Annotated in this window: 25 protein-coding genes; 14 read left to right on the top strand and 11 right to left on the bottom strand. The window is 60.4% G+C overall.

The features are described from left to right. The first annotated feature begins 37 nt into the window (after positions 1-37). From AC2FLO_RS16485 to AC2FLO_RS16475, 3 genes are all read left to right on the top strand, one after another. On the top strand, positions 38-175 hold the full coding sequence (locus tag AC2FLO_RS16485; RefSeq protein WP_209505735.1) for an entericidin A/B family lipoprotein: 138 nt from the start codon (positions 38-40) through the stop codon (positions 173-175). A gap of 777 nt (positions 176-952) precedes the next feature. Beyond that, a complete protein-coding gene (locus AC2FLO_RS16480; protein WP_496752994.1) occupies positions 953-1,423 on the top strand; it encodes a type II toxin-antitoxin system Phd/YefM family antitoxin in 471 nt (156 codons plus the stop codon). Between the two features lie 437 nt (positions 1,424-1,860). After that, the gene (locus AC2FLO_RS16475) at positions 1,861-2,625 is read left to right on the top strand and encodes an SAM-dependent methyltransferase (RefSeq protein ID WP_496804112.1); all 765 of its coding nucleotides are present in this window, start codon (positions 1,861-1,863) and stop codon (positions 2,623-2,625) included. Between the two features lie 210 nt (positions 2,626-2,835). On the opposite strand, the gene AC2FLO_RS16470 is transcribed toward AC2FLO_RS16475, so the two are convergent. Beyond that, positions 2,836-3,693, bottom strand: a complete 858-nt coding sequence (locus tag AC2FLO_RS16470; protein WP_496804111.1) for a DUF2971 domain-containing protein — start codon at positions 3,691-3,693, stop codon at positions 2,836-2,838. Between the two features lie 122 nt (positions 3,694-3,815). Then, positions 3,816-5,615, bottom strand: a complete 1,800-nt coding sequence (gene lepA / locus AC2FLO_RS16465; protein WP_267367287.1) for a translation elongation factor 4 — start codon at positions 5,613-5,615, stop codon at positions 3,816-3,818. A 126-nt stretch (positions 5,616-5,741) separates the two neighbouring features. Between lepA and AC2FLO_RS16460 the strand changes: the two genes are divergently transcribed. From AC2FLO_RS16460 to AC2FLO_RS16445, 4 genes are all read left to right on the top strand, one after another. Continuing rightward, on the top strand, positions 5,742-6,083 hold the full coding sequence (locus AC2FLO_RS16460; protein ID WP_496752997.1) for a hypothetical protein: 342 nt from the start codon (positions 5,742-5,744) through the stop codon (positions 6,081-6,083). Beyond that, positions 6,080-6,844, top strand: a complete 765-nt coding sequence (locus AC2FLO_RS16455) for a DpnI domain-containing protein (protein ID WP_496752998.1) — start codon at positions 6,080-6,082, stop codon at positions 6,842-6,844. The genes AC2FLO_RS16460 and AC2FLO_RS16455 overlap by 4 nt, the downstream gene beginning before the upstream one ends. Before the next feature lie 273 nt (positions 6,845-7,117). Beyond that, entirely contained in the window at positions 7,118-7,426 is a 309-nt protein-coding gene (locus AC2FLO_RS16450; protein WP_496752999.1) for a hypothetical protein, read from the top strand. Between the two features lie 65 nt (positions 7,427-7,491). Continuing rightward, positions 7,492-8,445, top strand: a complete 954-nt coding sequence (locus AC2FLO_RS16445; RefSeq protein ID WP_496753000.1) for a LysR family transcriptional regulator — start codon at positions 7,492-7,494, stop codon at positions 8,443-8,445. Here AC2FLO_RS16445 and AC2FLO_RS16440 read toward each other — a convergent pair. Next, positions 8,442-8,885, bottom strand: a complete 444-nt coding sequence (locus AC2FLO_RS16440; RefSeq protein WP_496753001.1) for a low molecular weight protein-tyrosine-phosphatase — start codon at positions 8,883-8,885, stop codon at positions 8,442-8,444. The genes AC2FLO_RS16445 and AC2FLO_RS16440 overlap by 4 nt on opposite strands. Positions 8,886-8,913: 28 nt before the next feature. Between AC2FLO_RS16440 and AC2FLO_RS16435 the strand changes: the two genes are divergently transcribed. Together AC2FLO_RS16435 and AC2FLO_RS16430 are read left to right on the top strand one after the other, a co-directional pair. Next, positions 8,914-9,612 (top strand): NAD-dependent deacylase, encoded by a 699-nt coding sequence (locus AC2FLO_RS16435; protein ID WP_480586273.1) that lies wholly within the window; start codon positions 8,914-8,916, stop codon positions 9,610-9,612. 60 nt (positions 9,613-9,672) lie between these two features. Next, entirely contained in the window at positions 9,673-10,281 is a 609-nt protein-coding gene (locus tag AC2FLO_RS16430) for an HdeD family acid-resistance protein (RefSeq protein WP_496753002.1), read from the top strand. A 92-nt stretch (positions 10,282-10,373) separates the two neighbouring features. Here the strand turns inward: AC2FLO_RS16430 and AC2FLO_RS16425 are convergent, their stop codons facing one another. From AC2FLO_RS16425 to meaB, 4 genes are all read right to left on the bottom strand, one after another. After that, positions 10,374-10,847, bottom strand: coding sequence for a copper chaperone PCu(A)C (locus AC2FLO_RS16425; protein ID WP_496753003.1), 474 nt, complete (start codon positions 10,845-10,847; stop codon positions 10,374-10,376). Positions 10,848-10,885: 38 nt separating this feature from the next. Next, positions 10,886-11,236 (bottom strand): hypothetical protein, encoded by a 351-nt coding sequence (locus AC2FLO_RS16420; RefSeq protein WP_496806811.1) that lies wholly within the window; start codon positions 11,234-11,236, stop codon positions 10,886-10,888. A 408-nt stretch (positions 11,237-11,644) separates the two neighbouring features. Beyond that, entirely contained in the window at positions 11,645-11,932 is a 288-nt protein-coding gene (rpmB, locus tag AC2FLO_RS16415) for a 50S ribosomal protein L28 (RefSeq protein WP_008756960.1), read from the bottom strand. Between the two features lie 232 nt (positions 11,933-12,164). Further along, positions 12,165-13,136 (bottom strand): methylmalonyl Co-A mutase-associated GTPase MeaB, encoded by a 972-nt coding sequence (meaB, locus tag AC2FLO_RS16410; RefSeq protein WP_496753004.1) that lies wholly within the window; start codon positions 13,134-13,136, stop codon positions 12,165-12,167. A gap of 173 nt (positions 13,137-13,309) precedes the next feature. On the opposite strand from meaB, the gene hrpB reads away from it, so the two are divergent. The 3 genes from hrpB (at position 13,310) to AC2FLO_RS16395 (ending at position 17,982) form a co-directional block, all read left to right on the top strand. Further along, on the top strand, positions 13,310-15,763 hold the full coding sequence (gene hrpB / locus AC2FLO_RS16405) for an ATP-dependent helicase HrpB (RefSeq protein ID WP_496753005.1): 2,454 nt from the start codon (positions 13,310-13,312) through the stop codon (positions 15,761-15,763). 192 nt (positions 15,764-15,955) lie between these two features. After that, positions 15,956-16,414, top strand: coding sequence for an NUDIX hydrolase (locus tag AC2FLO_RS16400; RefSeq protein WP_480488431.1), 459 nt, complete (start codon positions 15,956-15,958; stop codon positions 16,412-16,414). 89 nt (positions 16,415-16,503) lie between these two features. Beyond that, entirely contained in the window at positions 16,504-17,982 is a 1,479-nt protein-coding gene (locus AC2FLO_RS16395; protein ID WP_496753006.1) for an inorganic phosphate transporter, read from the top strand. A gap of 9 nt (positions 17,983-17,991) precedes the next feature. Here AC2FLO_RS16395 and AC2FLO_RS16390 read toward each other — a convergent pair whose 3' ends face one another. After that, positions 17,992-18,966 carry a 2-dehydropantoate 2-reductase gene (locus AC2FLO_RS16390; protein ID WP_496753007.1) on the bottom strand — a complete coding sequence of 325 codons (975 nt, stop codon included), beginning with the start codon at positions 18,964-18,966 and terminating at the stop codon, positions 17,992-17,994. 45 nt (positions 18,967-19,011) lie between these two features. Continuing rightward, positions 19,012-20,007, bottom strand: a complete 996-nt coding sequence (locus AC2FLO_RS16385; protein ID WP_496753008.1) for a pirin family protein — start codon at positions 20,005-20,007, stop codon at positions 19,012-19,014. A gap of 274 nt (positions 20,008-20,281) precedes the next feature. Here AC2FLO_RS16385 and AC2FLO_RS16380 point away from each other — a divergent pair, with 274 nt between their 5' ends. Together AC2FLO_RS16380 and AC2FLO_RS16375 are read left to right on the top strand one after the other, a co-directional pair. Further along, complete coding sequence (locus AC2FLO_RS16380) at positions 20,282-20,770, top strand: peptidase associated/transthyretin-like domain-containing protein (RefSeq protein WP_480586252.1); 489 nt, start codon at positions 20,282-20,284, stop codon at positions 20,768-20,770. 3 nt (positions 20,771-20,773) lie between these two features. After that, positions 20,774-21,370, top strand: coding sequence for a ferric reductase-like transmembrane domain-containing protein (locus tag AC2FLO_RS16375; RefSeq protein WP_496753009.1), 597 nt, complete (start codon positions 20,774-20,776; stop codon positions 21,368-21,370). A gap of 28 nt (positions 21,371-21,398) precedes the next feature. Here AC2FLO_RS16375 and AC2FLO_RS16370 read toward each other — a convergent pair whose 3' ends face one another. Together AC2FLO_RS16370 and argF are read right to left on the bottom strand one after the other, a co-directional pair. After that, a complete protein-coding gene (locus tag AC2FLO_RS16370) occupies positions 21,399-21,743 on the bottom strand; it encodes a 5-carboxymethyl-2-hydroxymuconate Delta-isomerase (protein WP_496753010.1) in 345 nt (114 codons plus the stop codon). Positions 21,744-21,801: 58 nt separating this feature from the next. Next, positions 21,802-22,728, bottom strand: a complete 927-nt coding sequence (argF, locus tag AC2FLO_RS16365; RefSeq protein WP_480473650.1) for an ornithine carbamoyltransferase — start codon at positions 22,726-22,728, stop codon at positions 21,802-21,804. Positions 22,729-22,730: the final 2 nt, after the last annotated feature.

Below are 22,730 nucleotides of genomic sequence, written 5' to 3'. Positions count from 1 at the left end.
TGCTACCGAATCCGTATCGAGCACTGAGGAGACACACATGATCCGCGTAATTCTGATTGGCCTGAGCCTGTTTGCACTGACCGCCTGCGAAACCGCCAAAGGCGCGGGCAAAGATATCGAAAAGGCCGGGGATGCAATCCAGAACGCAGCTTCGGACGTGCAGGAAAGCCTGTAATACGCGCTTATCTTGCGGGCGGGCCGGACATTAACGCAATATATGGTTGAAGAGTGCGCCCATACGCAGTAGTCTAGCCCTACAGGTGCATAGACGCGGCATTGCATATCTGACACTATATCGGGGCTCTTTCGCGCACGCAGAAGAGCCCCGTTCCCGTTCGGCAGGGGTGAGTGGTAGCCTGTATGAAACCGAATTTCGGCAAAGGAAAAGGCGTCAGGTGCGCAGACGCGGTCTTTGCATGTACCCTTTCGGATACGCCCTGACGCCTTACCGGGTCGACGTACCCCGAGGAGCACTCCGATCCAGTCGCCCCAGCCCCCTGAGAGGCTGTAGCCGCCGCTTTGTCCCCTAAGGTCCATCGCGACATGCATTGGCCGTCTGAGAAGATGGCCACCCGACCTGGGTCTGAGACCCATATCTGGCTGATCACCCACCGGTAAGCCTTTGCAGTTAAATGCAAATCCTAAGATCCGCCCTTCTCTGCCCAGACCCCCTTGGCCTTTGCGTCCCGCCCCGGTTCCGAAGACCCTGTGCGGTAAGATGACTGTTGCACCACACCCTGCATCCGACAAGAAAATAGCACTGCAGCATGAAAATTAGACGGGGATAAGATGTTGATATCCGGCGGGAGAATTTTGTGGATAACCTGAGAAATGCCCATCCCGCGAAGGGTTGAGGGCGGAAAAATCCGGACATAAACCTGACCCCCGAAATTCCTGCGATGCTGCGGGTGCAAAACGCTTCGCGCGGGCCGTTAGGGCAAAATTGTGCGATTTGTACAACGCTCGGACCCCCAATCTTACGAATCGTACAGACGGAGATTCGCCGATGCGCTGCACCATTTCCTATGCCCGCGCCCATCTGGGGCCGCTGATCACCCGTGCCCAGGACCCGCGCGAGGTGATCATCCTGACCCGGCACGGCAAGCCGCTGGCCGCGCTGGTCTCGATGGCCGAGGCCAACCGGATCTGGCAGTTGCAGGATGATGAGGAGATCGGATGGAAGCACCCGCTGTCGGGGCTGCGCGGGATGTGGTCGAAAGGGCGCAACATCCCCGGCATGGAACCGGGTCCGGACGGCCGTTACGTCACCGCGCGCGAGGCCGCGCTGAAGGTCCGCGAGATCCAGATGACCCGCGCCGAGGAGCGCCGCATTCTTGCGCGGGGCGGTCTGGACCCTGTCGCAGGCGGTGAACTGGCCGCTCGGCCTGTCTCCGCACGATGGAGACGCTGGTTCCGTTTCTGAGAAGCGTTCCGGCCCGGCGGTGGTACCAACACCCCCTCCGCCGCAATCCGTGAGCAACGGCGGTTCATACCCCTTAACAACCCGACCGGGCCGGAAACGCTTCAGTTCACCTGACGGGCCGGAACGGGGTCGAAAACAGTCCCGGTGCGCAGGCTACGGAAATCTCTGATCTGATGATCGGCACCCCCTTTGGGATGCGGGCCGTGCTGGCCTGTGACTGAGATTGGATGCGCGCGCGGCGGTTGCAACCTGCATGAAGGAAACTTCATCAAGGGTTTATGCGCGGGAAAGGTGGACAAGAAGTAAACCCCATCCTGCCCGGTATTGTGCATTGCGTTTTTCCTTCCAACACCGCGCGCCACAACTTAAACAGGGGTTTCACGCAACTGCCCTCATCCGGGGGCGTCCGATCCAACTTGAAAAGCCCCAGACAGAACATGCGATTTCCAAAGCGACAACATCGAGAGTTCAAGAGCGTTGTGCGCAGGTTCCGCAACGAGTTTTCGCTGTTCGTGCTGGAACAAAGCCGCGGACAGGTGCTGTGCGGGCCGATGAAGGGGTTTCGCTTTGTCGAAAACGCATTCTGGGGCGGGCATTCGGATACGGCCACGAAAATCTTTGGCCTGTATGAGCAGCAGAACCTGAAGGTGCTGAGCAACTCGGACAAGCCGGTGCTGGTGGATATCGGCGCGGCGGACGGCTTTTGGGGCGTCGGGCTGGTGGCTGCCGGGCAGTTCGAAAAAAGCGTGTGCTTTGAGGTTTCGGCAAAAGGCCGGGATGTGATCCGGGAAACGGCGGAGCATAACGGCGTGGGCGACCGCGTGACGGTGTTTGGGGATGCGCTGACGGACACGTTTGAAAATATCGCAAGCGTGGCCCCTGACCCTGCGGACATCTTCTTTCTGATCGATATCGAGGGCGTCGAATTCCGCCTGTTGACCGAAGATTTTCTGACGCATTTCCGCAGATCGGAATTCCTGATCGAACTGCACCCCCAGATGGTCGAGGATGGCGATGCGAAACTGAAAGCGATCGAAGCGTTCTGCGCCGGGTATTTCGATGTCGCCTATGTGGACGGAAGCGTGCGCGACACATCCGAGATGGATGAAATTATCCGGTTGGGGGATGATTTCAAATGGCCGATCCTGTCCGAGGGGCGCGGTTTTCCGATGCAATGGTTGCATTTGGTGCCGCGCGGGTGAGGTGTGGGTTAGGCGGTTGATCAGCGAACGGAGGGCGGCGCCGGCCCGAAGGGAGGCGCAAACGCGCCGCCCGTTTTGCCGAAGGCAAACCTATGGTTTGACGGGGGCGGGTCGGCGCGGCCCGGCGGTGCCGCCGGGCGGGTGGGTTGTTTTGAGAGTGGTGTTGGGTGACGTGACGGTTGTAAACACCCATCCTACGGTTGCCGACAGTCAGGATCTCTTTAGTTCAAAGGTTTCTGAATCCAATTCAATCCTAGATACGGGCACTTTGTCCCCACATATTCTTTCGATCTTGGAAAGCAGATTAGCAGACACTCGCATTCCAACCAAAACTTCACTTAACAAGAGTGAAGGAACTTTTTGGTAAGAACTTGGACCCTCGAACCTTTTTTGTATCCTCCACTCTTCTTCGTATTCCCAGACTTTTGGCTTTGTTAGAACTAGGGCCTCGAAGGCCTGATCGCCCTGACGAATTAGAGAAGCATCCGAAATCTTGGACTGCTCCATCCAACATATCAAGTTGCTAGTTCTTAGCTTGGGTCGACGCTCCACATAGCTTACTTTCAACGGAATATCGTCACCAGTATCCATGGCAACTTGCCACGTTGGCTCAAAGCCGAGCACTACTCCGTTGTGACCCGCGCCGTAGTGGGCCCACATCAAGGGATTATTCCAGTTTTCGGAGAGACAAATAATCCGAGAGTGTGCCCGCACTGTGTCAACAAATCTAAGAAGCGTGGCATTTGACTTAGAAATATTCTCAAGTGTGACGCTGAATTCTTGCTTTTGCTTTCGCCGAAGTTCGGCTCGCTTAAGGTTCGGAAAATGCTCGCGAAGTGTATCGAGCGAAACTAAAAACCTTTTGCCAATTTTGCTGTAGAGCTGAAACAGTTCTCCATCTGATGAAGCTACAAAATTGGGGTTGCAATCAAATGGATCATTTTGGGTTTCAATCGAAGAAAAAAACTGCTCTTGGCGCTCTATAACTGCACGCAATTCGTCTTCAAAATAGGCTGTTGAACAAGATCGGTAGCGATAAAGTCGCGCCGGTATCGAATACTCTGTCATATTACAACAAGCTTGCTTCCATCATTTTTCGATCGCTTTTTGAAATTTCTCAAACCCACTGTGTGGGCACGCAGTTGGCTGCGCCAACCGCTTTCGCCCACCGTCACTTAAAATGGACAGCCTTAGCTGTCCATTTTAAGTGCTGAAATAAACGCCTCCTGCGGGATATCGACCTTCCCGAACTGGCGCATCTTCTTTTTCCCCGCCTTCTGCTTGTCCAGCAGTTTGCGTTTCCGGGTGGCGTCGCCGCCGTAGCATTTGGCGGTCACGTCCTTGCGCAGGGCGGACAGGGTCTCACGCGCGATGACCTTGCCTCCGATGGCGGCCTGGATCGGGATCTTGAACATGTGGCGCGGGATCAGGTCCTTGAGCTTTTCGCACATCGCGCGGCCCCGCATCTCGGCCCGGTCGCGGTGAACCATGGTCGACAGCGCATCGACCGGTTCGTCATTCACAAGGATCGACATCTTGACCAGCGCGTCCTGACGGTAGCCGGTCATCTGGTAGTCAAAGCTGGCATAGCCCTTGGTCACCGATTTCAGGCGGTCGTAGAAGTCAAAGACGACCTCGTTCAGGGGCAGGTCGTAGACGACCATGGCGCGCTGGCCCGCATAGGTCAGGTCCATCTGGATGCCGCGGCGGTCCTGGCAGAGTTTCAGCACGTCGCCGAGATATTCGTCGGGCACCAGAATGGTCGCCTTGATGCGCGGTTCCTCAAGGTGGTCGACCTTGGACAGGTCGGGCATGTCGGCGGGGTTGTGCAGCTCGATCATCTCACCGTCTTTCATGTAGACGTGATAGATCACGCTGGGCGCGGTGGTGATGAGGTCGATATCGTACTCACGCTCGATCCGGTCGCGGATGACCTCGAGGTGCAGCAGGCCCAGGAAGCCGCAGCGGAAGCCAAAGCCAAGCGCGGCCGAGGTTTCCATCTCATACGAGAACGAGGCGTCGTTCAGCGCCAGCTTCTCGATCGCGTCGCGCAGGTCTTCGAATTCGGCGCTGTCCACCGGGAAGAGGCCGCAGAACACCACCGGCTGCGCGGGTTTGAAGCCCGGCAGTGCGACTTCGGTGCCGTTGCGGTCATTGGTGATGGTGTCGCCGACGCGGGTGTCGCGGACCTGCTTGATCGAGGCGGTGAGAAACCCGATCTCACCCGGGCCGAGGCTGTCGATCATCTGCATTTCCGGGCGGAAGACGCCGACGCGGTCGACATGGTGCAGGGTGCCGTTCGACATGAACTTGACCCGCATCCCCTTCTTCAGCGTGCCGTCCATGATGCGGACCAGAACGATGACGCCCAGATAGGCGTCGTACCACGAATCCACCAGCATCGCCTTGAGCGGCGCGTCCAGAGTGCCCTGCGGCGCGGGCAGTTTGTGCACGATCGCTTCCAGCGTCTCGTGGATGCCCTGCCCGGTCTTGGCGCTGACCTGAATGGCGTCGCTTGCGTCGATGCCGATCACGTCCTCGATCTGTTCGGCCACGCGGTCACAGTCGGACGCGGGCAGGTCGATCTTGTTGAGGACCGGCACGATCTCATGATCGGCGTCGATGGCCTGGTAGACGTTGGCCAGCGTCTGCGCCTCGACCCCCTGGGTGCTGTCCACAACCAGCAGCGAGCCTTCGACCGCGCGCATCGACCGGCTGACCTCGTAGGCGAAATCCACGTGGCCGGGGGTGTCGATCAGGTTCAGCACATATGTCTCGCCATTATCGGCGGTATAGTCGATCCGAACGGTGTTGGCCTTGATGGTAATGCCACGCTCGCGCTCGATATCCATGCTGTCGAGCAGCTGTTCCTTCATGTCACGATCCTGCACTGTCCCGGTCTCCTGGATGAGCCGGTCAGCAAGGGTGGATTTGCCATGGTCGATATGCGCGACGATGGAGAAATTGCGGATATGAGCGAGGTCTGTCATGGAGTGGGGATATGCGTCGGAAATGGGCTGTGGTCAATGGGCATCAAGTGATTGGCTCCATCAATACCACGATCACGAAGCGACCTATGCCAGCTGGCAAAAAGCCTTTGATCAAATGACATTTGTATGACTTCCTTTGGCGCAGAGGTTTACCGCAAGGGTGCTGCAAAAATGGCTTGGTTTCGCAATCGATATGTCTGCCCGGAATGTAATAGATTTTGGGACGACGAGTGGTCGAGCATGTGCGATGACCGCTGTGGAGACAGTGACATAAAGGGAATAACGCCATTCGAAAGTGAAGACTTGAGCGCCATTGTCGAACGCTCGGGACCGGACCAGTTCTCAATCCTGATTTCGAGTGAAGATGCTGGAGAATCCGCCAACTACGTGCGGGCGATGTCTTTTAAGGTTCGAAGCTGGCCAACGAACGAACGGCAGAAAGCTGAAATCTCCAAGGCAAGTCCGTGAGAACAGGATTTGAAGAGACGCAGACAGCTTTCAAAAGCGCCAGCCAAACCGCTCGCGTTGTCACGGAACGTTGGGCAAAAACTTGGATGTTCTGTCCAAATTGCGGCAACTCCCATCTCTCACAGTTTAGCGCAAATCGGCCCGTCGCCGATTTTTACTGCGAGCAATGCGGTGACGAGTTCGAACTAAAAAGCCAAAGCCGCGCCTTTGGTAAAAAGGTAGCAGATGGAGCGTATTCATCGAAGATTGAACGTCTCAGTTCCGACACTTCTCCAAATCTGATCCTGTTACAATACGATCTTCGTGAACAGAAAGTCGTAAATCTGAATGTTGTTCCGAAGCATTTCTTTACAATCTCGGCGATCGAAAAACGAACTCCTCTAAAGCCCACAGCAAGAAGAGCGGGTTGGGTTGGATCTAACATCCTATTAAACAAGATTCCGCCGTCCGGGATAATAGGCATAGTGAAGGGCGGCTTGGTACGGGAACGGAGCATTGTACTACAAGACTGGAAACGATTAGAGTTTCTGAGACACCAGAGCATACAAGCCCGTGGCTGGCTTCTGGATGTGTTAAATTGCGTGGATAAAATCGGGCAGCCGCATTTATCTTTACCTGATATTTATGCGTTCGAAGGTGCACTCCAAGCAAAGTACCCAGACAACAATAATGTTAGAGCCAAGATACGTCAGCAATTACAAAAGCTTCGGGACAACGGGCATATAGAGTTCCTGGGGAAAGGCGATTACCGCCTCAAGTGAGGCCGGTTTGAGATCAAACCAGTCGCGAAAAGCTCAGAGCTTCACTTTCTCACAACGTATGATCAAAGCCATCGAAGACTGGCTGCCATACTTGCACTGACCAATGCCGGGCTGAAGCCCGGCCTACGGGGGTGGTGGGACTGTATCGTTTCCGGATCGTGCAATCACTTTTTCGCAACGTATGATTGATCCGCGCGCCCGTTTGATTCATACTCCGCCGCAGACCGAGAGGGGCGCAAGACCCGTCCGGGCAGGCAAAAACGAGGCTCGAGTATGAAACAGTTCCTCATTATCGCATTTTGTGCGGCATCGCTGACGGTGGTGGCTCAGGTCGCGGATGCGGCGCAGATCAGGCAGGCGTGCATGGCGTCGGACCGCTCGGCCGCGACGCGGGACCGGTGCAGCTGCATTCAGCGTGTGGCGGATCAGGCGTTGACGCGCAGCGATCAGAAAACCGTGGCGAAATGGTTCAAGGACCCCCATCAGGCGCAGGTGCTGAAGATGTCGAAAACCGCGCGCGATGATGCGCTGTGGGATCGGTACCAGAACTTTGGTCAGATGGCGCAGGCGATCTGCAGCTAACCCGTTCAGAATGCTTGACCTGATCCACGCTGCGCCCCAGAAAGGCGCAGCGAAAGGTGTATTGCATGGTAATGAAAGGGCTGACCCTGCGGGGCCTTGAAGTGTTCGAGGCATTGGCGCGGACGGGATCGGTGGCGCAGGCTGCCGAGATCACGGGGCTCAGCCAGCCATCCGTTTCGCAGCAATTGCGCAATCTGGAAAACGCGCTGGGGACCGAATTGGTCGATCACGGGCGGCGACCGATGCGGCTGACGCAGGCGGGGCGCAGCTTCCTTGCGCGGGCCGAGGCGGTTCTGTCCGAGCTGCACATGGCCCAGAGCGAGCTGTCGGTCATGGATCTGGGGCATCTGACCACGCTGTCGATCGGGCTGATCGATGATTTCGACAATGATCTGACGCCGCGGCTGGCCACCTTGCTGGCCGACAGCCTGACCCGGTCGAAATTCAAGCTGATCACCCTGTCGAGCCTTGATCTGTTCGAGGCGCTGGCCGAGCAGCGCCTACATATGGCGGTCACCGCCCATAGCGGCGAAGTGCTGGAGGGGGTGGTCGAATACCCTCTGGTCCGGGATCCGTTCATTCTGGTGGCCCCGCAGGGATCGGGGGGCGTCGAGGCCGTGCAGGAGCGGCTTCCGTTTCTGCGCTATGCCCGCGAACAGCTGATCAGCCGCCAGATCGAGGCGCATCTGGCGCGCCGCTCGCAGGTGTTCGAGGAACGGTTCGAGATCGGCTCGCACATGGCGCTGATGGCCATGGTGGCGCGGGGTCTGGGCTGGGCGATCACCACGCCGCTGGGCTTCATGCGCGCGGCGCGGTTCCATGAGGGGCTGGAGGCGCACCCTGCCCCGTTCGGGGATTTCTCGCGCAACATATCGCTGCTGGCGCGCACCGAGTGGTCCGATCAGGTCCCGCAGGAGGTTGCGAGTATGACCCGGCGTCTGATGCAGAACCAGATCGTGGACCCGGCGCTTGCCAAGCTGCCCTGGCTGAGTGGCCAGTTGCGGGTGACCGGCGGCTAGGTGTCCAGATGGGCGGCAAGCCCGTCAACCGCTGCTTCGATCAGGTCCAGAGCACCGTCGAAATCCCGCGTGTAATACGGATCGGGTACATGATCGGCACCGGTCTGAGGGGCGAAATCCGTCAGCAGGCGAACCGGCGTGCCGTTACCCGGCGGGCGCAGATCTTCGATATCGGCGATGTTTTGGTCATCCATGCCGATGATCAGGTCGAACCGGTTGAAATCCGCGACGGTGAACTGGCGCGCGCGCAGGTCGCCGAGGTCGATGCCTCTGCGGATTGCGGCCTTCTGCATCGGGCCATAGGGCGGATTGCCCTTGTGCCAGCCCATGGTTCCGGCACTGTCGGTTGCATGATGCGGTGCGCGGGCGCGAAAGACGCCTTCGGCCGCGGGAGAGCGGCAGATATTGCCCAGGCAGACAAAGAGGATACGGTGTGTCATGCACCAAGCTGTACCGCGCGGAGGAGAAATGGAAAAGATCGTGATTCTGACCGGGGCCGGTATATCCGCCGAAAGCGGGTTGAGCACCTTTCGCGATGAGGGTGGATTGTGGGCCCAGCACCGCATCGAAGATGTCGCCACACCGGAAGGATTCGCCCGCGACCCCGCACTGGTTCAAGGGTTTTACAATGCGCGGCGGGTTCAGGCCTCCAAAGTTCAACCCAATGCCGCACATGAAGCACTGGCCCGGCTGCAACGGGACTGGCCCGGAGACGTCGTGATCGTAACCCAGAACGTGGACAGCCTGCACGAGGCGGGCGGCGCAAAGGATGTCATCCACATGCACGGAACTTTGGCGGGCGCGCTGTGTTCAGCCTGTGGCCATCGCTGGACTGCCCCGCCCGAAATGGCGGTTGGAGAATCCTGCCCCGCCTGTGCGCGGCCCACGGCCCGGCCCGATGTGGTCTGGTTTGGTGAAATGCCCTATTTCATGGACGAGATTTATGACCACCTGAGCAGCGCGTGGCTTTTTGCCGCCATTGGCACCTCGGGTCAGGTTTATCCGGCAGCAGCGTTCGTGCACGAAGCACAAGCGGCGGGCGCTCGGACGATCGAGATCAATCTGGAACCGTCGCCGGGCGCATCCGGGTTTGATGAAAGAGTTGTCGGCAAAGCGACCCAGACAGTTCCGCGATGGGTCGGGCACCTGCTTGCGCCGCATAGTTAAAGTACAGACAACACTCGCTTAATTCGGTTAGAATGCCCCGAAACGACTGGAGGACAAGACATGACGGATCAGGACCCCCGGACCGGTGAAATTCTGGGTGAAGGCAGCATGGCCGGGCGCGACATGCTGGGAGAGCAGCTTTCCAGCCTGTGGTGGACCTTTCTGCTGCGCGGAGTATTGGCCGGGCTTGTCGGTATTGCAGCGCTGTTCTGGCCGTCTGGCAGCATCGCGTTGCTGCTGCGGCTGGTTGGCGTGCTGCTGATCCTCGATGGTGGCCTGACACTTTTGGGCGTTGGGCGTCGCGGGGTAATGGGCGGCGCTGCAATCGGTGCGCTTCTGATCGGGCTTGTCCTGCTGATCTGGCCGGAAGGCACGGTCAAACTGGCCTTTTTCCTCATGGGCGCATGGGCGCTGATTATCGGGATCGGTTCGCTGGCGGCATCTGGGCAAATGCACGAGAGAGACCCTCAACGCGGCTCCATGCGCGCCTCGGGTTTTGTCGCGCTTGTGGTCGGGCTTGTTTTGATGATCTGGCCGGCGGTCGCGCTTGCAGCACTTGGATGGGGCATCGCCTTTTCGGCACTGGCCATTGCCGCGGTCATGTTCTGGCTGGCGTCCCGATTCCGCCAGGCCGGTGACCGTGTCGGTATGAAAACCATCAACAAATAGCACTGTCCGCAGCCGCATGGAAAACAGGCCGGGCAAAGCCCGGCCTGACGCATGGATGAGGGCCGCAGCGCGGCCGGAAGACAGGCGCTGCCCTAGTTCGAATGTGATCCGTGGCCGCCTTTGTCCTGACGCTCCAGATCCACGGGGATCTCGATCTCGACCTCGCCTGCCTTTTCAAAGATCAGCGTGACCGGCACCATGGCGTCCTGTTCGAACGGGGCCGTCAGCCCCATGAACATCACATGGTCGCCGCCACGTTTCAGCATGTGGGTTTCACCGGCCGGAATGGCAAAGCCTTCTTCGACATGCACCATCTTGGCCACGCCGTTTTCATCGACCTTGTGGGTGTGCAATTCCACGCGCGCTGCCGCGTCCGAGGTTGCACCGATCAGCCGGTCATCGGCGTCGCCCTGATTGTGGATCATCATGAACGCGGCTCCGGCGATGGCGGTCTTGCCCGAGGACCGGGCATAGGCGTCGTCAACCGTGATGGGGCCTTCGGCAAAGGCGGGGATGGCCAGCGACACGGCGGCCAGAGTTGCAAGCAGAGTGGTTTTGAGGGACATCGCGCCTCTCCTGTATAAAGGTTTGAAAAGGGTGGGTTTCAAACGCTGACAGGAGGCGCGCGGGCCGGGGTTGCGGGAACCGGCAGGGCGATCTGGTTGCCCAGATGCCGCAGCGGTGACGGCTGCGCCTGTTCCGGTGCGGCTGGCAGTGCCGGTTCGGCAACTGCAACGGCCCCCAGCAGGGATATCGCGTAGTCCGGGCAATAATGCGGCGGTGCAGTCGGTTGCCCGTTTTCGTCCATATAGACGACGACCGGGCCGGTGCCCGTACACAGCACCATCTGGCCCACGGCATTGTCCATGCCGCGCGACATGGCCAGCCCCTGCCCGGTCAGAACCAGCAGCAGGGACAGCGCATAAGGCAGAAATCTGGTAACAACAGGTCTCATCCTGACCCAGCTATAGGTCAGCAGCGGGAAAAGCTTCAAGCGCCAAAGGGTCGCGCTTGAAGCTGTTTTTCAATAATCCAGTCCGGGTCTTTTCACCCTGTCTGTAGTGAAGCTGGTATGAGACCGGTTCACCCAGCGCTGCATCCGTGTGCAGGTTGCAATCGCCTTGCGGAATACCGCGGCCAGAAACAGGAAAAGATAAAAACTTTTTAACGTCATAATGTGGCCCCCGCCTGATGAATGACAGTGACGTTAGGTCAGATTCGCAATCCTGTATGTGAAGAAGTTCACCAATGGCAAAAAATTAGTTCCAGATTGAGAACAATGGGGGCCGAAAGGGGCTGGCCCAACAGAAAAGGCCCCGCACCGAGAGGGTGCAGGGCCCGAAATTCTGGTAAGTGAAAGACCTTAGGCCGAAGCTTGCGCCTTGGCGATTTCTTTCTTCACTTTCAGAGCGTTTGCCGACAGCTCATCATCCTTGGCTTTAGCCAGGAACGCGTCCAGACCACCGCGGTGGTCAACCGAACGCAGCGCAGCCGCCGAGATGCGCAGCTTGACGCCACGGCCCAGAGTTTCGGACTGCAGGGTAACGTCATTCAGGTTCGGCAGAAAACGACGACGAGTTCTGTTTTTGGCGTGGCTGACATTGTTGCCAGTCATCGGGCCTTTTCCGGTCAGTTCGCAACGGCGCGACATGGTTTCTTCCTTTGTTTCTGGAGGCCGGGCTGGATACCCGCGGCCAAATCACAAGGGGCGCAACCCGAAGTCGCGCCCGAAAACTGGTTGGATGCGTGTAGTGGGAATCGCACGGAGGGTCAAGACGGGCTGCGCGAAATCTTTCATTTTGCCTGCCATGCAGGAATGGCCCGGACGGGCCATGCCGTTGGCAAGAGTATTTGGCAAAAGGTGAAACGTCTATGACGGCCCTTTAGCCGAGCGTGTCCAGAAGCTGACCGGCAGCGACCGCCGGGCTGAGTCGCCCTTGCGAGACTTCGTCGTTCAGGCGCTCCATCTCGGCGCGGGCCTGCGGTGTGTCGAGGCGGGCGAGAAGGGCGTGGCGGACCTCCTGATCGAACCAGTAGCGGGCCTGGGCAGCGCGGTTGGCCTCCCAGATACCGGTGTCGCGGCGCCATTTAGTCAGGGTTTGCATTTCGTCCCAGGCCTGTTCCAGCCCGTGTTCTTCGACGGCGGATACGGTCATCGCCTTGGGGAAGCCTTCGGGGTCCTGTGGGCGTTTGCGCAACAGCCTTAGTGCGCCGGCATAATCCGCGCAGGTGCGGGTGGCGGTGGCTTTCAGGTCGCCATCGGCCTTGTTGACCAGAATGATATCGGCCATTTCCATGATGCCGCGTTTGACGCCCTGCAACTCGTCACCGCCCGCCGGGGCCAGCAGCAGCAGAAACAGGTCAGACAGTTCGGACACCACCGTTTCCGACTGCCCCACGCCCACGGTTTCGATCAGCACCACGTCATAGCCTGCGGCCTCGCACAGGGCGATGGCCTCGCGGGTGCGGCGGGCGACCCCGCCAAGGTGGCTCTGGCTGGGAGAGGGTCGGATGAAGGCGTTCTGTTCGCGGCTCAGGCGTTCCATCCGGGTCTTGTCGCCCAGGATCGAGCCGCCCGAGCGGGCCGAGCTGGGGTCGACCGCCAGAACCGCGACGCGCAGCCCCTGCCCGGTCAGCATCATGCCTAAGCTTTCGATGAAGGTGGACTTGCCCACGCCGGGCGTGCCGGACAGGCCGATGCGCAGCGCCTGACGGCCCGAACCGGCAAGCTGTGCCAGAAGGTCGCTGGCCTGTGCCCGGTGATCGGCGCGGTTGCTTTCAACAAGGGTGATCGCACGCGCCAGCGCCCGACGCTCGCCCTTCAGAATTCTGTCGCTCAGGCTGTCTGTCTGCATTCTTGTCCCGATCCTAGAGGCAGGAACAGTTGCCGTGCTTGGAGGGTGTTTGTCCAGACCGGAGGCGGCAGGAAATGCGAAGATCGCGCAGCCTGTGTCATTTCGTGCGGGGCGATTTGCTGATGTGAGCGCGGAAACTGGACGCCACCTGCGGGATCGCGGATAAGGGCCGGATGACCCTACGCCTGCCCATAGACGATGCCATACCCGGCCTGCTGGACACCCTGCGCGCGCAGGGGCGGGCCGTGCTGCAAGCACCGCCCGGTGCGGGCAAGACCACGCGGGTTCCGCTGGCGATGCTGGAGGCGGGTCTGTGCCGCGGCAGGATCGTGATGCTGGAGCCCCGGCGACTGGCTGCACGGGCCGCGGCAGAGCGGATGGCAGAGACACTGGGAGAGCGCGCAGGCCAGAGTGTTGGCTATCGCGTGCGGGGCGACGCGAAAGTGTCAAAAGACACAAGGATCGAGGTGGTGACCGAGGGCATTCTGACCCGGATGCTGCAATCGGACCCTGACCTGCCGGGCATCGGCGCGGTGATCTTTGATGAATTCCACGAACGCTCACTCAACGCGGATCTGGGGTTGGCGCTGTGCCTTGAGGTCACGGGCGCGTTGCGGGACGATCTGATTCTGCTGGCCATGTCGGCCACGCTGGACGCAGACCCGGTGGGGCGCCTGATGGCTGCGCCGCTGGTTACGTCGGAAGGGCGGAGTTATCCCGTCGAGATGCGCTGGCTGGATCGGCCGTTGGGGCCACAGGCGCGGCGGCTGGATGCATTGGTCGATCTGGTCGTTGAGGCCGAGCGCGAGACCCGCTCCACCGGTGGCGGGATCTTGGTGTTTCTGCCCGGTGAGGGTGAAATCCGGCGGGCTGAGGCAGCCTTGACCGGACGCCTGCCCGCCAGTTGCACGGTGCGCCCGCTGTTTGGGGCCATGCCCTTTGCGGCCCAGCGCGCGGCGATTGCCCCGGTTGAGACCGGGCGCAAGGTGGTGCTGGCGACGTCGATTGCCGAAACCTCGCTGACGATCCCCGATATCCGGGTGGTGGTGGATATGGGGCAAGCACGGCGGGCGCGGTTCGATCCGGGCTCGGGCATGTCCCGGCTGGTGACCGAGCGGGTAACACGGGCCGAGGCCACGCAACGCGCAGGTCGTGCGGGCCGTGTGGCCGAGGGGCTGTGTTACCGGCTGTGGTCAAAGGGGGAGGATGGCGCGCTGGCCGCGTACCCGCCTGCCGAGATCGAAGCCGCCGATTTGACCGGGCTGGCGCTGGAGCTGGCGCTGTGGGGCGCGGATGCCGCCGATCTGGCCTTTCTGACCCCGCCACCCGAAGGCGCGATGGTCGAGGCGCGCGCGCTTCTGGCGATGCTGGGCGCGCTGGACAGCAAGGGGCGGATCACCGAACACGGGCGGGCGCTGGCGGCGCTGCCGTTGCATCCCCGGCTGGGGCATATGCTGGTGCGGGCCGGACCGAGTGCCGCGCCTTTGGCCGCCTTGATGGCCGAGCGCGACCCCCTGCGCGGCGCGCCGGTGGATATCGCCTTGCGGCAAGAGGCACTGCGGGATGTGCGCACCTTTCAGCGCAACCGGGTCTGGCAGGTGAACTTGGGGGCCGTGGATCGGATCAACGCCGAGGCCAAGCGGTTGACGAAACAGGCCGGAAGCAAGACGGATGATCTGAGCCCGGCCGCCATGGCCGCCCTCGCCTATCCCGACCGTATCGGACAGCGACGCAAGGGCGATGCGCCGCGTTATGTGCTGTCGGGGGGCAAGGGTGTCGTGCTGGACAGCGGCGATTCGCTGGCCGCCGCGCCTTTTCTGGTTGTCACTGACACCGATGGCAACCCGCGCGAGGCAAAGGTGCGGATGGCCACCCAGATTTCGGAACGCGAGATCCGCGAACTGTTCGCCGATCAGATCGATTGGGTCGAGGTTTGCGCCTGGTCGAAACGCGAACGGCGGGTCGTGTCCCGGCAGCAGGAGCGGTTCGGGGCGATCACACTGGACGACCGCATCTGGAAGGATGTCCCGGACGACGCCTTGGCGCGCGCGATGCTGGACGGGGTGCGCGATCTGGGGTTGCGGCTGGACGGGGCCGCCGCACGGCTGGCCGCGCGGGTAGAACTGGTGCGTGCCGACGGGGTGGACCTGCCCGACTTTTCGGTCGAAGGTCTTATGGCCGAGCTGGACGACTGGCTGTTGCCGATGCTGTCCGGTGTCAAAAGCGCAGAGGACTGGAAACGGTTTGACCCGCTGCCCGCCTTGCGCGCGCGGTTGGACTGGGCCCAGACCCAGGAGCTGCACCGCCGCGCGCCGGGATCGTTTGAAACACCGCTGGGGCGCAAGGTGCCGATCGACTATGGCGCGGCGGTCCCCGAAATCTCGGTTCGGTTGCAGGAGCTGTTCGGCGTGACCCGGCATCCGGTGGTCGGCGGACAGCCCCTGAAGATCACCCTGCTGTCCCCGGCGCAGCGCCCGATCCAGATTACCCGCGATCTGCCGGGGTTCTGGGCCGGGTCTTATGCGGATGTACGCAAGGATATGCGGGCGCAATACCCCAAACACCCCTGGCCCGAAGACCCGACACAGGCCGACCCGACGCTGAGGGCCAAACGCAGGCGGGATTAGACCCATTACTGCGTCGCTTCCGGCAAGCGGCTCGGGCATTCGGGGCTGTTGCGCGAAATCTCACAAATCACAGTAAATTGACCGAAAATCCGGTCATAATCAGAAATAAGCGGACATTTCATTGAAGTCTGGCATTATTGTTGTTACGTCACACAGGTTTCGAAGACAGAAACAGGATTTGAAGAACATCTTATGAGTGCTTGGCTGCGAAATATCTGGGAAGAGGTCGGACGCCCCTTGTTTCTGCGCCCCCAGCGGGTGCAGTTTGCGGCCCTGTGTACACGCAGGCATGAGGATCAGGACGAGGTTCTGCTGATCACCAGCCGCGAAACCGGGCGCTGGATCATCCCGAAAGGCTGGCCTGTCAATGGTCTGGACGGGTTGGAGACGGCCCTGCTGGAGGCATGGGAAGAGGCTGGCGTGCGCGCAGAAGCGGTCGACAAGGAGCCCGTCGGCCAATTCACCTATGACAAGATCTTCAAGGGCGGGTCGGCACAGTCGGTCCTGACCCGTGTCTACCGGGTTTCCGTGCACGAGCTGGCGGATGATTTTCCCGAAGTGGACAAGCGCAAACGTCAGTGGTTTTCACCGGCAGAAGCCGCCAAACGGGTTCAGGAGCCCGAGTTGCAGGCGCTGCTGCGACAGATGTAGCCGTTTCGCAACAATTTGATGGCTGCGCGCTTGCCCCTGAACCGGGAAACCGTTAGCTGCGGGCGATCTGCCAATCTTTGACCAAGCCCATGTCTGACACAAATTCAAAACCGCGCTGGCAGTCGCTTGACAGCGACCTGCAACGCATCTCGCGCGTAGAAATCGCCAATCTTCATGTCGCCCGCCCGCTGCTGGCGCCGGGAATTGCACTGGCGTTCATGGTGCTTGCCGGATTGATGGCAGCGGTGCTGTTCGGTCGGGCCGACGGCACCTATATCGTTGTGGCTGCGGCCGCGTTCGGGGCCTATATGGCGATCAATATCGGCGCCAATGACGTGGCCAACAACATGGGCCCTGCGGTGGGTGCGAACGCGCTGACCATGGGCGGTGCCATCGTGATTGCCGCCGTTGCCGAAAGCGCGGGCGCGTTGCTTGCGGGGGGCGATGTGGTCTCGACCATCTCGAAGGGGATCATCGACCCGGCCTCGGTGCAGAACAGTAACGTGTTCATCTGGGCCATGATGGCGGCGCTGATCTCGTCCGCCATGTGGGTCAATCTGGCGACCTGGATCGGCGCGCCGGTGTCGACAACGCATTCGGTTGTGGGCGGAGTCATGGGCGCGGGGATTGCCGCTGCCGGTCTGAGCGCGGTGAGCTGGGGCACGATGGGCGCGATTGCGGCCAGCTGGGTGATCTCTCCGGTTCTTGGGGGCGTCATTGCGGCGGCATTCCTGGCGCTGATCAAGACCAAGATCCAGTATCAGGACGACAAGATCGCCGCCGCGCGGCGTTGGGTGCCGATCCTTGTGGCGGTGATGGCGGCAGCGTTCGCTACCTACCTGTCGGTCAAGGGTCTGAAGCGGATCGTGAAGATTGATCTGCAGATGGCGCTGCTGATCGGTCTGGGCAGCGGTGTGCTGGTCTGGGCGCTGACGGTTCCCTGGGTGCGTCGCAAGTCCGAGGGACTGGAGAACCGGACCCGGTCGCTGAAAACCCTGTTTGGCCTGCCATTGGTGATATCGGCCGCGTTTCTGAGCTTTGCCCACGGTGCCAATGACGTGGCCAACGCGGTCGGCCCCCTGGCGGCGATTGTCCACGCGGCGGAGTTCGGGGATTTCGCCCAAAAGGTTTCTATCCCGCTATGGGTGATGATCATCGGCGCGTTCGGGATATCATTCGGCCTGTTCCTGTTCGGGCCCAAGCTGATCCGGATGGTCGGCAGCCAGATCACCAAGCTGAACCCGATGCGGGCGTTTTGCGTGGCGTTGTCAGCGGCGATCACGGTCATTGTCGCCAGCTGGCTGGGCTTGCCGGTCAGTTCCACGCATATCGCCGTTGGCGCAATTTTCGGCGTCGGGTTCTATCGTGAGTGGCAGTCGGATCGTAGGCGGAAACAGAACAATGGGCGAAACGCGACAGCCCAGAAGCTGGCCCCCGAAGAATACCGGCGGCGCAAGCTGGTGCGGCGGTCGCATTTCATGACGATCGTTGCGGCTTGGGTCGTGACCGTGCCTGCCGCAGCCGCCATGTCGGCCGTGATTTTCTGGACATTGACCAGATTCGTCTGACGACCGCGATCAGAGCCTGATCTGTTCCGGGGACAGCGGATGATCTGGCGCGTGTTTGATCAGGTCTGACACTTTCGTGCAAAGGGGGGTGGGCACCCCGGTTTCATGCCCCAGCCGAATGATATGGCCCTGAAGGCTGTCGATTTCCGTTTGCCGCTCGGCCATCAGGTCATAGGCCATTGAGGTCCGGGCGGCGGGATCGATGGTGAGCATCCGCGCTGCGATCCGGCTGAACAAGGGTGTCGGCAGCCGCAGGATATGCGGCGTTAGCCACGTCGGAAGCGGCGTTGTCGAGGCCACCGGATGCCCGGCCGCCTTGAGAACCAACAGCGCCTCGGCCATCTGGTCGGCCATGAGGTTGCGCCAGTCACGGCTGAGCAGCTGATCCACAAGCGGCAGGCCCGACAGCGCGTTCAGCGCATTGTTCAAATTGATCACCAGCTTGCCCCATTGCACCGCCTCAATCCGGTCAGTTGCGATAACGGGCAGGTCCGGGCTGCTGAGGGCGTTGGCCAGATCACCGGGGCCGTTCTGGATGATAATTTCGCCCGACGTGGCCCGGTGATAGGTGGCGGGGCCGTTCGGGACCACGTTGAAGGGGACCATAGCCGCGCGCACATCCCGACCGGGCAACGCCTTGCGCAGGGTTGCCGCATTCTCGATCCCGTTTTGCCAGGACAGGACGGGCGCGTCCCGACAGGCGGCGTCCGCGATATGACCGGCCATATCCGCTGTCGCCCCGGATTTGACGGTGACGATAACAAGTTCAGCCTGATCCAGGCAGGCGGGATCGGTGCTGAGTGTCAGGGCTTCAGCCGCAACATGGGCATTGAGGTCATCGTAATCCGTGACCGTCAGCCCATGTTCGCGGATGGGGTCCAGTACACGGGCACGACCCAGCAAGGTCACCGCATGCCCTGAGCGGGCCAGTAAACCGCCGCAGTAGCAGCCGATGCTGCCCGCGCCTGCGATGACAAGTTTCATGATACCCCCTCTGGTATACCAGAAAGGATCACCGCAAACGGACGGTTACACAAGCCCACCCGCCCCTGACGCCGTGCGCGGGCGGGCCAGACGGGGCTTTGTACCCTCAAACTGTTCTGAAATAGCGATAAATTCGCGGTCATCCCCTGTCGGAAGGTGGAATGCGCCATTGACCCAATCGGCGCTTTTCCACTCATGAATCGCCGCTTCGATCTTTTCTTTCGAGGACGAGACGAAGTTCCACCAGATATAGCGATCGTTATTCAGAGTGGCGCCGCCCAGTAGCATCAGCCGCGCGCCCTGCGCCCCTGCCCGGGCCGACAGCCTGTCACCGGGGCGGAACACCATCATGCGGCCTTCGTCGAACGTGTCGCCTGCAATCTCAATCGACCCTTGCGTGACATAGACACCGCGGTCCTCGTGGTCGTCGGGCAGCGGGAAAGACGCACCGGGGGCGAGCTGAACATCCAGATAGAAGGTCTCGGACAGCATCGTCACGGGGCTGGTTTCGCCATAAGCCGTGCCGAGGATCAGCCGTGCGCTGACGCCCTTGTCTTGGATATGGGGCAGCGCGCCTTGCTTGTGGTGTTCGAACTCGGGGGCCATATCCTCCTGCGCTTCGGGCAGGGCAAGCCAGGTCTGAATGCCGAACAGTTTGTGGCCTTTGCCGCGCGTTTCTTCGCTGGTGCGCTCGGAATGGGTCACGCCACGGCCTGCAACCATCCAGTTGACCTCGCCGGGGTAAATCATCTGGTGGGTGCCGAGGCTGTCGCGATGTTCGAATTCGCCCTGATAAAGATAGGTGACGGTTCCCAGACCGATATGCGGGTGCGGTCGCACGTCAATGCCGCCTTCGGTGACGAATTCCGCCGGGCCGACCTGATCAAAGAAGATGAACGGGCCAACCAGTTGACGTTTGACCGAGGGCAGCGCGCGGCGCACCTCGAACCCGCCCAGATCGCGGGCGCGGGGAATGATGAGTGTTTCCAGCGCATTTTTTTCGGAGGCGCATTCGGGGTCATGGGTGGGGTTCCAACTCAATCCTGATCTCCTTTTTTTGGTCCTGCGAGACGGGTTCATGTTCGCCCATACTGAAGGTATTGGGAAAGTGTCCCATGAAAAGTGCATTTCTGCACAGTGATCGTGAAGCCCCTGGAACGATTTGCAGATACTCACAAAGGCGTGGAATAGCGTATTTGGTACGCTCCTTCGCGACTCTCGGAATCATGAACAATCGTGCTATCTTTAGACATCGGGTGTCGCCGGTTCAAGGAAGCCGGTCGAAGATGGGATTCAACCGACAGGAGTGGATGCAATGGCCCGACTCGAAATCAACCGCCGCAAGCTTGTTGCGACCGGGATTGGTACAATTGCAGCCGGTATGGCCGGTTTTATCACACCTGCGCACGCCGCCGGTCTTGCGCCGACACCGTCAATGCGGGGCGGGTCGAACAATTACAGGCCCGGTGCGCCGATCGTGGAGCGCATCGGCGGCGGCGGGTTCTGGATGACCGGCACCGTGCGGCGTGCGGGCGACGGGGCCCCCCTGCCCGGCCAGCGCATCCAGATATGGGCCCACACGACCGAAGGGCATGAACGTGACCAGCGCAGCCATGGGGCGACACTAACCGATGCGAACGGAGAGTTCCGGTTGGAAATGCCTCAGATTGTGCCTGCTTTTGGTCAACCGCACGGGCATCTGGCCTATGACAGCGGTGAATTTGAGACTGTGTTCCTGCGCCCTGTGATGTCGAGCGCGAAGGACAAAACCCTTGCTGCACATTTCGTGCTGCAACCTGTCTGACAGGTGTTAAAGCGCGTCGCGATCTGGGCAGCATTGATCGCCGCACTTCTGGTACCGGTCGTAGCAGCGGCTTTCAGCCCCTATCTGGCGTCGCGAGATCCGATTTATATCGTCGCCGGGTTTGCAGGCATCATCGGGATGTGTCTTCTTCTTCTGCAACCTTTGCTGGCCGGGCGCTGGCTGCTCGGACTTTCTCCGGTCAACAGCCGCCATTGGCACAGGCGGTGTGGCTTGGCCCTTGTTGCAAGCATTATGATCCATGTGACCGGCTTGTGGATCACAAGCCCACCTGATGTGGTGGACGCATTGCTTTTCGTGTCTGCAACACCTTTTTCGACATGGGGGGTCATCGCCATGTGGGCGGGTTTTGCGGCGGCGGCAATGGGGATATTTCGGCAGCGACTAAACTTGCGGTTTCGAGTCTGGCGCTTGGGTCATGCAGGACTGGCCATGGCAACCATTTTGGGTAGCGTCATTCACGCACTGCTGATCGAAGGTACGATGGAGACAATGACCAAGGTCGCTCTGTGCGCGCTGGTGGTATTGGTGAGCGTGGGAACACTCGCCAGGTTGCGGATTTGGGAGGTGCAACGGCGTTAAACCCCCGAGGCACGCTACCGGGTCCGCGTCAACCTGAGAGGCGCTTTGCATAGGTGGCGCGGGTCATCTCGACATCCTGCACGGTGATGCTGCCGACCTCGGGCATGGTCTGGGCCAGAACGTCCAGAATGATGGCGTTAAGCTCGGCCCGCGTGGCCTCATCCCGGCCACGCATCAACAGCAGCGTGGCATGCACGAAGGTCTGCGGTTGCGTTCCGATGTAGGAATAGGCAATCGGTGTGGCACGGATCTTGAGCGCTGAGGCGTCGATTTCATCATGTTTTGCGAGAACGGTATGCAGCCGCTCGCAAATCAGCTGGAAATCATGGGTGTCGTCCAGCGATTTGGAGAATTCCAAGGTAACGTGAGGCATTGAATGCTCCGGGGGTCATGAGAGAGCCTGATGGCCCTCTCGAAACTGCATGATGATCCTAAACGCCCAGACACCAGCGCATTACGGCCTTTTGTGCGTGCAGGCGGTTTTCGGCCTCGTCGAAGATGACCGAGTTCGGGCCGTCCATGACCTCGGAGGTTGCTTCTTCCTCACGATGCGCGGGCAGGCAGTGCATGAACAGCGCGTCGGGTTTGGCATGTGACATGAGTTCCGCGTTGACCTGATAGGGGCGCAGCATGTTGTGGCGGCGTTCCTTGGCGGATTGGCTGTCATGCATCGAAACCCAGGTGTCGGCAACCACCAGATCGGCGCCCTCGACCGCTTTGTGCGGGTCCCGTTCGATGACGACTCTGGACCCCTTCTGGCGGGCAAACCCCATGAATTCTTCTTCGGGGTCAAGCTGGGCCGGGCCGGAGAAGGTCAGATCGAAGCCGAACTGACCGGCGGCGTGCAGGAAGGAGGCGCAGACATTGTTGCCATCGCCGGTCCAGACCACTTTCTTGCCCGCAATGGGGCCGCGGTGTTCCTCGAACGTCAAAACATCGGCCATGATCTGGCAGGGATGGGTGCGGTCGGTCAGGCCGTTGATGACGGGCACGTCGGAATATTCGGCCATCTCGGTCAGGATGGTTTCATCGAAGGTGCGGATCATGATCATGTCGACATAGCGCGACAGCACACGGGCGGTATCGGCAATGGTTTCGCCGTGACCCAGCTGCATGTCCTTGCCCGACAGCACCATGGTCTGGCCACCCATCTGGCGCACTCCCACGTCAAAGGACACACGCGTCCGGGTCGAGGGCTTTTCGAAGATCAGCGCGACCATACGGTCTTTCAGCGGCTGTTCGTCGTCAGGGGCGGCCTTGGGACGGCCCAGACGCGCCTGTTTCATCGCGCCCGCCTGATCGATCATGGACCGCAGCGCGGTGGCATCGGTTTTGTGGATGTCGAGAAAATGGTTCATAT

This window comes from Ruegeria sp. TASC047, from assembly GCF_059612445.1.
This window is presented reverse-complemented; position numbering and strand designations above follow the sequence as displayed.